The organism is Thermoanaerobacterium sp. RBIITD (genome assembly GCF_900205865.1).
Lineage (GTDB): Bacteria > Bacillota > Thermoanaerobacteria > Thermoanaerobacterales > Thermoanaerobacteraceae > Thermoanaerobacterium.
The window spans coordinates 3,121,823-3,135,130 of record NZ_LT906662.1; the positions used below are offsets into that span (position 1 = coordinate 3,121,823).

The 13,308-nt window shown below is 28.4% G+C and carries 16 protein-coding genes; 15 read left to right on the forward strand and 1 reads right to left on the reverse strand.

Annotated features, from left to right (window positions below):
* Positions 1-10: 10 nt before the first annotated feature.
* On the reverse strand, positions 11-1,300 hold the full coding sequence (locus tag CPG45_RS15140; RefSeq protein WP_096232873.1) for a helix-turn-helix domain-containing protein: 1,290 nt from the start codon (positions 1,298-1,300) through the stop codon (positions 11-13).
* Between the two features lie 269 nt (positions 1,301-1,569).
* Here CPG45_RS15140 and CPG45_RS16965 point away from each other — a divergent pair, with 269 nt between their 5' ends.
* The 15 genes from CPG45_RS16965 (at position 1,570) to CPG45_RS15200 (ending at position 13,307) form a co-directional block, all read left to right on the forward strand.
* A complete protein-coding gene (locus tag CPG45_RS16965) occupies positions 1,570-1,728 on the forward strand; it encodes a hypothetical protein (RefSeq protein ID WP_157732430.1) in 159 nt (52 codons plus the stop codon).
* Between the two features lie 42 nt (positions 1,729-1,770).
* Positions 1,771-2,262 (forward strand): 4Fe-4S cluster-binding domain-containing protein, encoded by a 492-nt coding sequence (locus CPG45_RS15145; RefSeq protein WP_096232875.1) that lies wholly within the window; start codon positions 1,771-1,773, stop codon positions 2,260-2,262.
* Between the two features lie 151 nt (positions 2,263-2,413).
* Positions 2,414-3,232, forward strand: coding sequence for a CPBP family intramembrane glutamic endopeptidase (locus CPG45_RS15150; protein WP_096232877.1), 819 nt, complete (start codon positions 2,414-2,416; stop codon positions 3,230-3,232).
* A gap of 25 nt (positions 3,233-3,257) precedes the next feature.
* Positions 3,258-4,070, forward strand: coding sequence for a CPBP family intramembrane glutamic endopeptidase (locus tag CPG45_RS15155; protein ID WP_096232879.1), 813 nt, complete (start codon positions 3,258-3,260; stop codon positions 4,068-4,070).
* 259 nt (positions 4,071-4,329) lie between these two features.
* On the forward strand, positions 4,330-4,737 hold the full coding sequence (locus CPG45_RS18010) for an MFS transporter (protein ID WP_255405087.1): 408 nt from the start codon (positions 4,330-4,332) through the stop codon (positions 4,735-4,737).
* 31 nt (positions 4,738-4,768) lie between these two features.
* Complete coding sequence (locus tag CPG45_RS15160) at positions 4,769-5,617, forward strand: MFS transporter (protein WP_255405088.1); 849 nt, start codon at positions 4,769-4,771, stop codon at positions 5,615-5,617.
* Between the two features lie 166 nt (positions 5,618-5,783).
* Entirely contained in the window at positions 5,784-7,025 is a 1,242-nt protein-coding gene (locus CPG45_RS15165; RefSeq protein ID WP_096232880.1) for an MFS transporter, read from the forward strand.
* A 118-nt stretch (positions 7,026-7,143) separates the two neighbouring features.
* Entirely contained in the window at positions 7,144-7,659 is a 516-nt protein-coding gene (locus tag CPG45_RS15170) for a PRC-barrel domain-containing protein (protein WP_096232882.1), read from the forward strand.
* Positions 7,660-7,675: 16 nt separating this feature from the next.
* Positions 7,676-7,822: a hypothetical protein gene (locus tag CPG45_RS17045; RefSeq protein ID WP_172856595.1), complete on the forward strand. Its 147-nt coding sequence runs from the start codon at positions 7,676-7,678 to the stop codon at positions 7,820-7,822.
* A 37-nt stretch (positions 7,823-7,859) separates the two neighbouring features.
* Positions 7,860-8,891 carry an AI-2E family transporter gene (locus CPG45_RS15175; protein ID WP_096232884.1) on the forward strand — a complete coding sequence of 344 codons (1,032 nt, stop codon included), beginning with the start codon at positions 7,860-7,862 and terminating at the stop codon, positions 8,889-8,891.
* A 106-nt stretch (positions 8,892-8,997) separates the two neighbouring features.
* Entirely contained in the window at positions 8,998-11,637 is a 2,640-nt protein-coding gene (gene alaS / locus CPG45_RS15180) for an alanine--tRNA ligase (RefSeq protein WP_096232886.1), read from the forward strand.
* An 84-nt stretch (positions 11,638-11,721) separates the two neighbouring features.
* Complete coding sequence (locus CPG45_RS15185; RefSeq protein WP_096232888.1) at positions 11,722-11,973, forward strand: IreB family regulatory phosphoprotein; 252 nt, start codon at positions 11,722-11,724, stop codon at positions 11,971-11,973.
* Between the two features lie 59 nt (positions 11,974-12,032).
* Positions 12,033-12,452 carry a Holliday junction resolvase RuvX gene (gene ruvX, locus CPG45_RS15190; RefSeq protein WP_096233657.1) on the forward strand — a complete coding sequence of 140 codons (420 nt, stop codon included), beginning with the start codon at positions 12,033-12,035 and terminating at the stop codon, positions 12,450-12,452.
* An 82-nt stretch (positions 12,453-12,534) separates the two neighbouring features.
* The gene (locus CPG45_RS15195) at positions 12,535-12,843 is read left to right on the forward strand and encodes a DUF1292 domain-containing protein (RefSeq protein WP_096233659.1); all 309 of its coding nucleotides are present in this window, start codon (positions 12,535-12,537) and stop codon (positions 12,841-12,843) included.
* A 239-nt stretch (positions 12,844-13,082) separates the two neighbouring features.
* Positions 13,083-13,307 carry a FeoA family protein gene (locus CPG45_RS15200; RefSeq protein WP_096232890.1) on the forward strand — a complete coding sequence of 75 codons (225 nt, stop codon included), beginning with the start codon at positions 13,083-13,085 and terminating at the stop codon, positions 13,305-13,307.
* Position 13,308 lies beyond the last annotated feature (1 nt).

Here is a 13,308-nt window from a genome sequence, read left to right on the forward strand (position 1 = left end):
ATGGACCATTTCATGAATCCATCACTATATTTTTTCTCCCGACTTTATTTATAAGTTGATTAGATTTTGCCTTATAAGAAATATCATTTGTTATGCAGTATAAATCATCATAAAGCATCAATAAATCGCCATAATAGTATTGTGTTAAAAAATACTTTTCACATTTTTTAAGTAAATTATAAGCATTATCAAAGTCATTATGCAAATATTTTATATGGCCCATCATAAATTCATAATTGTGTTTACTCATTTCAGAGAGTTGGTGGACTTCTATCTCACTTGAAATCTCCATTACTTTGTCATAATTGCCGATATTGAAATATAATATCATTTCCTGAATGAAAAAGCTTAAGTATAGCTTATTATATTTCTTGTATTCATTTTTACATCTATTGACTATTTCAAAAGCCTTATCAAAATTACCGCTATATCGTAGGGAATTTATATAGTTTAGATGACATCTTGCCGCATCAAATTCATTTTCATAATACTTAAACAACAATATAGCCTTTTTAATATATTTAATAGACTTTTCATAATAACCCATGTTATAGCAAGCTATGTTTAAAGACATATAAATGTGCGGCATAGCATTTATATATATTAGATTATCATGGGTATTCACAAAACTTTCCAGCAAGTTTATTACCTTTTGAAATTGATTTGTCTTTAGATAAAGATAAGCTAGATTATTATGTATAACAAAACTGATGGAATAGTTTAAAGAGTCAAGTGCGTATAAATATTTCTTAGCAAGTTCTAGATAGTTTATCCCCTTTTCATAATTCCGATTTTTAAGCATTATTTTAAATAATATGTTTAAAGCATGACAAAAATTATCTATATTCTGCTTTTGAATATCTTCCTTTGATTTAAGAAATAAATTAACATATCTTTTTAGATATTTTAAGGCATCATTATATAAACCTATGTTAAAAAAAGACGCACCAGCATAATAATATTTATTGAAATCTTGTGTCTTTGAAAATTCATCATGATTGTACTCAATTAATTTTACTATTTCATAATAATTCTGGTTATTAAATAAATCACTGATGATGAATGATGAGCTATCATCATTTTCTATTAATTCATCGTATTTAATGTCATTAATAAAATAACTTAAAGGCACTTTAAGCTTTTCAGATATGTGAATAAGCTGTTCTAAAGAAGGTAGGGCTTTGTTATTCTCAATCCTGCTTAAAACAACTCTGTTCATAAAATTATCGCACAATTGACTTTGAGAAATTTTCTTTTGAAGTCTCAAAGCCTTTATTTTAGTACCTATATAAAGATCCACCAATAACACCACCTTGTAACTATCAGTTACAATTTTATGTTTTATGATTAATGGCATGTAAAAAAATAAGAAAAAACGTAAGTTAGGGGAATATATTACATTGGTGAAATATTACAATTATTTTTTAATATTATACTACTTTTACAAAAAAATATAAAGATATTATAATAAAATCTAGAAAAACTAGTTCACGTACTTTAACAGTATAAATAAAACAACTTCATACTCTGCAAAAACAAATATTATACCAATTTTATGAGGTGGGTAAAATGAGAAAAATATTTCTAATTATTTTGACAATGTTAATAATATTAACAAACACATTAATAATTCCTCATAAATATATGGCATTTAAGCAAATTCCACAAAAATATCTGGTAGCTGATGAAGCAGGACCAGGAGTACTTATTGAAAAAGCATTAGGATAAATTGAAATCTAGTTAAATAGAGAGGAAATGAGGTTATAATTTATGAAACCATCAAGATTTACAATTGAACTTGATATTGATGGAGGTAAGTATTTATACAATTCGCTAAGTAATGCTTATGCGAAAGTTGATGAAGACCATTATGAAACATATTTAAAAATTAAGAATAATAATCCGGATTATGATGAAAAAATGTCGATGGACTTATATAATGGTGGGTTTGTCATTAATGATAATGAAGATGAAATTGGATATATGAACTTTTTCGAAAAAGTTATAAGATATGGAAGTAGTTCATTAGGCTTGACTATTGCCCCTATATTGCAATGTAATTTCAGATGCAAATATTGCTATGAAGCACATGAAAATTCATTTATGTCTAATGATGTACAAAAATTATTAATTGAATTTGTTACTAAAAATATAAGTAGGTATAAAAATATTTCAGTCTCTTGGTATGGTGGTGAGCCATTATTAGCCTATCAGACCATTGTAAGCTTGTCTAAAGAATTGATAAATATGCATAGATATTAATATCTAAAATAATATCGCATATTGTATGGCAACTCAAAGATTAACTATTTTTTCAGGTACTCGAATAAATTCCGTATTTTTTTAAATTAATTTGTATTGAAATATTGATTAATAGTTTTTGAAACTAAAATTGAATAACGAGGTGAAATATATGTTTAAAAAACTTAATATTTTAATTTTTTTATACTTTATTTTTGAAATGGCTTTATATTTTTCTAAATTTATAATGACATATTTGTTTGAAGGTATATACCATTTTTTTAATCTAAAAGATAATGATCCATTTCTTAGAATAAGTAGTAATTTAATTTATAATTATACTATACAAATTCTTATGTTGTTTTTGGCGTTATATTTGCTAAAAAGGTTTAAATATACGAAATATATAAAGATATCTGTAAAGGCAATTATAAAACTAATTGCCTTTACAATATTACTATTTATATGTACTAAGTATGCACTAAGTATGTTCAGCAATAATTTTTTATGGACTGAGCTTAAATATGCTATTAAAGAATGGAGTAAATTAGATTATATTGTCGCAATATTACAAGTAGCCTTATTTATGTTGGTTGCTTTAGCAGAAGAGTATTTATTTAGAATAATACTTTATTTAAAAATTCTTGAAATATCTAATTTTAAAAATAATACTCTAAAAACAATATTTAGTATAATATTAACAAATATATTATTTTCAATTGGACATCTTTCAATGCAAAATTATGATTTTTATATGCTTTTACAAGTATTTATATCCGGTATTTACTTTAGTTATTTATTTTTAAGAACTAACAATATTTACTTAGCTTGCATAATGCATTTTAATTACGATTTTCCGATTATGGCAATAGTCGATAAAAAATATTATTTCCAAATAGCTTCTTTAATAATTTCGGTTGTTTTAATAGAAGGATATTTTATCATTAAATATTATTATTTAAAATTATTTAATAAATGCGAACAGAGTTAAATTATTTTTGAACGGAAGATTTGATATGATAAAAGGAAAAGAATTACTGAAAATAATTCTAATTATACTTGCTATTGTACTAGCATTATATCCAATTTTATATGGAATAGAAATTTTTATATTAAAAAGCAATAATCCAAATACAAAAACAATAGTGAATTATATTATACAGATTACATTATTAATCATTGCGATATATTTGTTAAAAAAATTTAATTTTATGAATTATGTAAAATTATCCTTAAAATCAATTCTTGAATTAACAGTTTATACCTTGTTATTACTGATATTAACAATACTATTATTAAATGTATTCCGGATAAGATATTATTTTATATGGAATACAGGGAAAAGCTATGCAACATTAATTTTTCAAAATTTTTATTTTGTTTTTGTAGGGTTGGGCGAAGAATTATTATTTAGAGTAATTTTGTATTATAAAATTTTAGATACAATTATACTAAAAAATAAAAAGCTTAGAATGATGATTGCTGTTATTATTACAAGTTTTTTATTTACAATTGCGCATATACCTGTATTAAGTGTTAAAAATATAGAAATATTTAGTACTTTAAATATTTTTATATGGGGTATATTTTTCAGTTATCTTTATTTAAGAACGAAGAACATATATATCGCAGCAATTGTACATTTCTTTACAGATGCTGGAATTATGATAGATTATACTGACGTATATTTTAGCAATATGCATTTAAACGTTGTTTTAACTACATTTATTTATATAATTACATCTGTTATAATAATTGAAATATACAATATTTGCAAACATTTTTACAATAAAAAAGTCTGCGGGAAAGAAAATTTCAATTTGAAATAATCGCTTTTTGACTTATTAAAAATTTATTTAAATTATATGAAAGGAAAGACACGTTATTATCCATTATAGTATCTTATGAGGACGTAACATATATATTAATATTGATTATGAATTAGAGATAGGTAATGAATTATTAACCAATTTGGCAATTGATACTTAATCTGCATAAAAAAACAAAAACGATACAGTTACAGCTTTAAAGGCATGTTTGACTTTTAAGATGCGTCAATTGATATAAATACTTACTGGAGGTAAATAGATGAATCTCTCTATTTTTAAGAGAAAGAATTTTTTATTTCTTATTACTGGAAAATTTATATCTCTCCTTGGAAGTGAAATGCAAAATTTTGCATTGTCGTTGTACGTTTTAAAAATTACGGGATCTGCAACAAAATTTGCATCAGTATTGGCTATTACTTTAGTACCTCAAATAATATTTGGCAATATTGCAGGTGTCCTTGCCGACTGGTTTGATAGAAAAAAATTACTTATGATGTTAGATTTACTAAGCGCAGCAATTGTTGCAATTTATGCTATCATTTTTAAAATGAATGGCGTTTTAACATTAACTCAAATTTATATTTTATCAGTTTTACTTTCGACTATTTCCTCAATGTTTAATCCTACAATAGGAGGGAGCAGTTATACCATCCATTGCAGAAGATGATGAATTAGCGGATGTTAATGGTATTAATACGATGTTTATGAATATAGCAAATTTGATTTCACCTGTTATAGCTGGTGTTCTATTAGAAGTTTTTAATATATTCATAATATTGACAATTAATGCTATAAGTTTTCTTCTTTCATTTATGTGTGAGTCTATGTTAGAAATACAGAAAACAAATGATAAACCAGAAAAAATAAACCTAAATTCGTTTTTAAATGACTTCTTAACGGGTATTGATTTTATTAAAAGTAAAAGGCTAATTTTGAATATATTAATTATAGGAATAATTGTCAATTTCACATCAAATCCTATATTATCTGTAGGATTGACATTTATATCGAAACAAATATTAAAAATTACTGATTATCAATATGGAATTTTGCAATCTACATTTGCAATTTCTATGATCGCATCACCATTCATATCTAGTATAATTGCAAAAAAATATAAATTAGGTAAAGTATTATTTTTAGATATATTTTCGGTTTCCATATTATATTTTTTAGTGTCATTTATAATTTCTCCTATCTATTTGCAGGGTTTTTCTTACATTCTTAAACCATACATAAGCTTAATGATAATAATATTTTTTGTCGGATTAATTACATCCATTGGGAATATAGCTTTGACTACTATGTTGCAAATAGAAATACCTTTAAAATTGATGGGGAGAGTAATAGCGACGGTAAGTACTTGTTTAATGATAGTGACCCCATTAGGACAAATGATATTTGGGATTTTATTTGACAAAATTCCCAGTTGGATAAATATCATTATATGTGCCTCTATAAATTTTGTTGTAATATTGTTTTTTAAAAATTATTTATTATATGGTGAGCAGGAACACTTTGTAACTACAAATGATGGAATAGAGTAATAAATTTTGTTTTTTGGTTTAGATATTAGATAAAATAAGATATGTTCAAAAGCAAATCATAAAAACGATAAAAGTGAAATTAAAATCTTTCTGAATATGACAAACTAATAAGGAGAATTCCTGTAATAAAATACAATTTAACAAAAAATATAAATGAGGTGTGTTTATGTCAATAAAAATAGTAAATAAAATACCAAGATATATTTTACCATATCCAGTTATATATTTTTTCGTCAATTTTATAAATGGACTTACTATACCAATTATAGCAATCTACTATAGATATGTGGGTTTGAATCTATTTCAAATAGGACTTGTATCTACAATTTTTGAATTAAGCATTTTTATTTTCGAAATTCCGACTGGATTTATTGCAGATAAAATAGGTAGACGATTTTCAATATTATTATCTTTCTTGAGTTTTTCTGTTAGCGGAATTTTATATTTTTCAATTAGAAATATTATTGGCATAATGTGTGCTTCAATCATGCAAGGTATTGGGTATACATTTATTTCCGGGTCATTACAGGCATGGGCTATAGACACGTTAAAACAAAATGGAGACGACTCATATATAAAAAGTACTATTGTATCGGGAACGCAAAGTAGAAGATTAGGCTCTCTATTAGGTAGTGTTATGGGTGGCTATTTAGGTATAAAGAATATAAATATATTATGGTTTTTGTACATATTTTTAGGATTTGCAGCAATGGTATATTCTTATATTTTTGTTAGAGAAAAGAGAGAAAAGTTTCTTGATAATGGGGAAAAGTTTAACATTAAAAATTTGCTTCATATAGATGAAATTAGTAAGGTATTTATAGAAAAAGATAAGGTTATTTTTATTACAGCTATTCTGTTATTTATTATTTCTATCATATACGAATTTTCATTGTCACCAGTGGATGAATATTGGACAATATTATTTTCTGAAAAATTGAAAATAAATACTTTTATTATTGGCTTGATTACAGCTATTTCTAATATCGTTTTAATAGTATTAGTAACACCAATAGTGAATTATTTAAGCAAAAGATTAAAAGATATAACTGCTTTTTTAGCCGTGACTATTTTAATCATATTCTCTTTAGTATTATTAGCATCAGTCAAAATGGTATTAAATTCTATATTAGTATTTATCTTGTTTAGATTATTCACAGGTGTTTATGAACCAATCATGGATTATTATCTAAATAGATTACTAAATGATCAATATAGGGCAACTATGTTATCGGTGTATAGTATGGCTGGTTCTATAGGGGAAATATTAAGTGGCATTTCAATAGGTACTATTGCGGAAAATAGAGGTATTAGTATAGCCTTTTATGCGGGAGCCGTGAGCCTGTTATTTGAATTAATTTTGTTTTTTGCAATAAATAAGATACGCAAATACGAATATTCTGGTTAAATTGGTGGCGGATGTATTGTTTATCAAATAGTACCCCAAAATACACTTTATAAAGTGTATTTTTTTATCTTTATAGGGCAAAATTAATACAAGAAAGAAATTTGAAGGGGGTATTATTGTGATTTTTGTAAAAGATATTATAGGTATGCCAATAATATCCTCAGAAGATGATAAGATAATAGGTTCTGCCAAAAATGTGCTATATGGCGACTTAAAAGACAAAATAATAGGTGTACTCATAGAAGAAGGTGGAATACTAAAATCGCCAAAGATGGTCGAAAATAAAAATATAATAAGTATAAATAAACAGGTATATATAGATAATAAAGACGCTATAAAAGATTTAGATGTGAAATCTATAAATGATGTAGAAAATAGTAGCAACGACATAATAAATAAGGATGTTTACGATAATAAGGGCAACTATTGGGGAAAGATATATGACTTGATATTAGATGAAAAAAAGCGAATAATACTTTATGCTGAAATTAGCAAGGGATTTTCATCTGACCTATTTAAAGGGCTAAGAATTGTCAACATAGAGTGTATTGAAAAATTTGATGGAAAAATAATCATCAAAGATGGGGCAACGTTTTTTACGAGAGGTGGACTTAATAATCTGATTAAAGTTTAGAAATAGGAGGGTTAAAATGGAAGACAAGGGCAAATATATAAAGGGCTTTTTAGCTGGTGCCGCGTTGACAGCATTTATTATACCGAAAATCAATTCGAAAAAGGCAATGCAAATGATTCAGACGGGTTTATCCAAGATTGCTCATAAAGCAAATAAAATGTAAAAGGGCTTTTAGCCCTTTTATTTAAAAGGTGTTTTATATGAGAATAAACAAAAAATATATTACATATATCATAGCAATAATTATTGTAACTCTTTTTTTGTATTTTGCATTTAGAAATATAGATAAAATCAAAGAAATATTGTTCCCAATTTTTATTTCTATTTTGATTGCATACCTTATAAATCCTTTTGTATCATTTTTTGAAGATAAAGGCATAAAAAGGGTGCAATCGATAGTAATTGTATATTTTTTGTTGTTATGTATTATAGCATTAACTGTTTTATTTATATTTCCAATAATAACAAATGAAATGTCAAGTCTTTTTAAAATGCTTCCCGGATATATTAATGATCTAACATATAAAATTAATAATATCAAAAATAATTATTTAGCATATCTGCCAAAAGAATTTAGCACTGTATTAGTAAAACGTACTAGTATGTTCAATAAAGAAATTGCATCTATGATAGACGTATCAATACAAAGTATTATTTCACTGACGGGTCATATATTAAATTTGATATTAACACCTATCATTACATTTTATCTATTAAAGGATAAGGATATATTAAAAAGTGAGATAAAAGAGATAATTCCTGAGAAGATGAGAGGCAGATTTTCAAAGATATTAAAAGATTTAGACAGTGTTATGAGTAAATACATAAGAGGTCAAATATACATTTCTATTGTTGTAACTATCCTGACATCAATAGGACTTATGATAATAAAAGTAAAATATTCAGTGTTGATAGGTATTTTAGCTGGAATTTTAAATATAATACCATATTTTGGACCAATACTGGGATCTATTCCTGCCATTATGATGGGACTTATTGACTCTTTGTACAAAGGTGTTTGGGCATTTATCATATTTTTCCTAGTACAGCAAATTGAAAGCGCATTTTTTGCGCCCAAAATCATGAGCGATAGCGTAGATCTGCATCCTATAACTGTAATAGTTGCACTTTTATTTGGAGAACAATTTTTTGGGATATGGGGGATGCTTTTGTCTGTTCCTGTTGTGGCTATGATAAAAGTTATATTAAAAGACGTTTTTATCGAGGTATAATAGCAATTGTTGACTTTAATTAGGCTTTCTTGTAAAATATACATAAAAAGAGAAGGTATTTGCCGTCCCTTGCGGACGTTTTTTTGTAAACTTAAGGAGGATATATATGGAAAAGCTCGGAATGAATGAGATAAGGGAGAAGTATCTAAGTTTTTTTGAAAGTAAAGGACATTTAAGATTGCCAAGTTTTTCACTTGTGCCAAAAAATGACAAAAGTTTATTGCTGATTAATGCGGGAATGGCGCCTTTAAAACCATATTTTACAGGGAAGGAAATTCCACCAAGAAAAAGAGTTACCACATGTCAAAAATGCATTAGAACACCAGATATAGAGAGAGTTGGAAAGACAGCAAGGCATGGGACTTTTTTTGAAATGCTGGGCAATTTTTCTTTTGGTGATTATTTTAAGAAAGAAGCAATACCATGGGCATGGGAGTTTGTGACGAAAGTCTTAGAATTGCCGGAAGATAGACTATGGGTAACCATATATGAAAACGATGATGAAGCATATGATATATGGAATAAAGTTGTAGGACTTCCACCTGAGAGAATCGTTAGGATGGGTAAAGAAGACAATTTTTGGGAGATTGGTACAGGCCCGTGCGGACCGTGTTCTGAAATATATTTCGACAGAGGCGAAGAAAAGGGATGCGGGAAGCCAACTTGTGGTGTTGGTTGTGATTGTGACAGATTCATAGAATTTTGGAACCTTGTATTTACTCAGTTTGACAAAGATTCAGAAGGCAATTACAACCCATTGCCAAAACCAAATATAGATACAGGTATGGGGCTTGAAAGAATGGCGACAATTATGCAGGGTGTTGACAGCATATTCGATGTTGATGTTATACGAGGGATTACTGATTATGTTGGCAAAATGGCAGGTGTGAAGTATGGAGACGACAAGAAAAACGATGTGTCCTTAAGGGTTATAACTGACCATATAAGAGGGGTTACTTTCATGATTTCTGATGGAATATTGCCGTCAAATGAAGGTAGAGGATACGTATTAAGAAGGATATTGAGAAGGGCAGCAAGATATGGAAAATTATTAGGACTTGATAAGCCATTCTTACATAATGTCGTTGATGCAGTTGTAGAGCACTATTCTGGAGCATATCCGGAACTTATAGAAAAAAGAGATTATATAAAAAAAGTAATAAAAAGGGAAGAAGAACGGTTTAAAGAAACAATAGATCAGGGGTTAAACATACTTGATGAGTATATAAACGATCTAAAATCCGAGGGAAAAACCGTCCTTGAAGGAATTAAAGCATTTAAATTATACGATACTTACGGTTTTCCTATAGAACTTACAAAAGAAATACTTAATGAGTCAGGTATGACGGTAGATGAAGATGAATACCAAAAAGAGTTGGAAAAACAGAGATTAAGAGCTAGAAACAGCAGGAAAGAAGACAATGCTCTCTGGGAAAAAGATATTTATTCAACACTGAAAGATATAGAAACAAAATTTGTAGGATATGACGTTGCAAAGTCAGATGCTAAAGTTTTAGCTATTATAAAGGACAATGAACTTGTTGATTCTGCTGAAGCCGGAGAAGAAATAAATGTAATTCTAGATGTGACGCCATTTTATGCCGAAAGCGGTGGGCAAGTTGGTGATAAAGGAATTATAAAAAATGAAGATGTTTTTATCAATATAAAAGATTGTAAAAAAGCAGGTGGAAACAAGTTTGTTCATATAGGTACTGTTGAAAGAGGTATTTTAAGCGTAGGTGACACGGTTGAAGCTTTGATAGACAAGAAGAATAGACTTAGTACAGCCAGAAATCACACTGCAACACATTTGCTTCATAGCGCATTAAGAAAGTTTATAGGCGATCATGTACATCAGGCAGGATCTCTGGTTACACCAGAAAGGCTCAGATTTGATTTTACACATTATCAAGCACTTACTGATGAAGAAATTAAGACAATAGAAAACGAGGTTAACGAGAAAATATACGAAAACATCGATGTTTCGGTTGAAATTATGTCTCACGATGAGGCATTGAAAAAAGGCGCTATGGCATTATTTCAAGAAAAGTACGGAGATGTTGTCAGAGTTGTAAATGTATCTGATTATAGCAAAGAGCTATGCGGAGGAACTCATGTAGATAATACGGGAAATATAGGAGTGTTCAAAATTATTTCAGAAAGTGGTGTTGCTGCAGGTATCAGGAGGATAGAAGCTGTAACTGGAATAAATGCTGTAAAGTATTTGAATGAAAAAGAGGAAATAATAGCTAATGTTGGTCAAATCCTTAAAGTTAATGAGAAAGACATAGTAAATAGAGTAATTGGATTGAATCAGACTATAAAAGATTACGAGAAACAGATAGAACAGTTGAAGTCGAAAATTGTTTCGTCTACATCTGAGAGATTAATCAATTCAGCAGTGGATTTTAATGGGGTGAAATTTATTAGCACTGTGCTAAATGATTTGGATGTGGATGAACTGAAAATGATGGGCGATATACTTAAAGACAAATTAAAGAGTGCTGTTTTAGTATTTGCCACAATAAGAAATGGGAAAATTAATTTTGTAGGAATGGCTACAAAAGATGCAGTTAAATTTGGTATAAATGTGGGAACTATTATAAAGGAAGTATGCCAAATTGCCGGTGGAAAGGGCGGCGGAAGACCTGATATGGCACAAGGTGTCGGAAATAACCTAGATAAAATAAATGATGCTTTAAATGCATCAAAGATGTTGGTTATGGAGAAGCTTCAAATAAAATAAAACTTGAGCTTGACTCATATTCATCATTTAATATATTATAGACGTATAATATATTAAATGAAAATCCCATAGAGGTGATATAAAATGACAGATAAAAATGACGAAACCATGAGATTCCATCTCGAGAATGAAGACAACAAAGCAAGGGAGATACTAAAATCCGTATATGATGCTTTATTGGAAAAAGGATATAATCCTATTAATCAGATAGTAGGATATATTCTTTCAGGTGACCCTACTTACATAACTAGTCATAAAAACGCGAGGAATCTTATAAGAAAGATCGAAAGAGATGAATTAGTCGAAGAACTTGTTAAAAATTATCTTGGGAAATAAATTTGGCCTCACACATAAGTGTGAGGCATATTGTATTTGCTTGAATGGAGAGAATTATGTTGCGTACAATAGGATTAGATGTAGGTGATAAAACAATAGGGGTCGCAGTTAGTGATCCATCTGGATTAATAGCACAAGGTATAAAAACACTAAAGAGGACTATAATAGAGGAAGATATAATTGAGATCAAGAAGTTAGTAAATAGCTTTCAAGCAGAAGAGCTAGTCGTTGGCTTTCCTAAAAATATGAATGGCACAATTGGACCACAAGGACAAAAAGTTATTGAGTTTGTAGAGAATCTAAAAAAGGAAATAAAATTGCCTATAATTTTATGGGATGAAAGGCTAACGACCGTTGAAGCAAACAGGATGTTAATAGAAAAAGCTGATATGAGACGTGACAAAAGGAAAAAAGTAATTGATAAATTAGCTGCAACAATAATTCTTCAAGGATTTCTTGATCACAAAAGGAAAATATAAATTTACTTGACAGGAAATTTTTTGTATAATACAATGAGATTATCCGAATAGAAGAATTGAGGTGATTTTTTTGGATAATGAAATGGATAATGAAATAATTCATCTTGTTGATGACGAAGGAAATGAAGTCGAATTTGAACTTATTTCATCTTTTGAACTTGATGATACAAAATATGCTGTCGTTGCACCACTCGATAGTGACAGTGATGATGCATATATATTAAGGGTTGAACAAGATGAAAATGGCGAGGACTTATTTGTAGGAATAGAGGACGAAGAAGAATTTAATGATGTCGTCGAGGCATATAATGAATTGATGGATGAAAACAGCTGTGAATGCGACGATGACTGTGAATGCGACGATGACTGTGAATGTGAACATGATGAATAAAAGATATACCTTTCTGGTATATCTTTTATTATTAAAGATTTTATTCGAATAATAGTTGTCAACAAATCCATTTTCTTGGCAATTAGTAATATATTCTCTATTAAGAAAATATTACTTGGGAAATATTATAAAAATATTGATTTTATTAAATTATTGACAATCAGAAATAATAATTATAAAATATAATTGATAATGAATCTCAATATCACATTTACATAATATACGAGGGGGTGTTTAAGATGACATTAGACCTTGCAAAAATTGGAAGTAATGTCATTATAGAAGAGATTGAAGATGAAAGTGTAAGAATGCAGGCGATTCGCTTTGGCATAATAGGTGGTGCCCGGGTGAAGTGTATAGAAAAGTTGCCAAAAGGGCCTGTAATTATACAAAACCGCATGCAGGAAATTGCGATTGGAAGAAGACTTGCTGAAAAAATAAAAATAAGGCTTGAGGAGGCTTAAG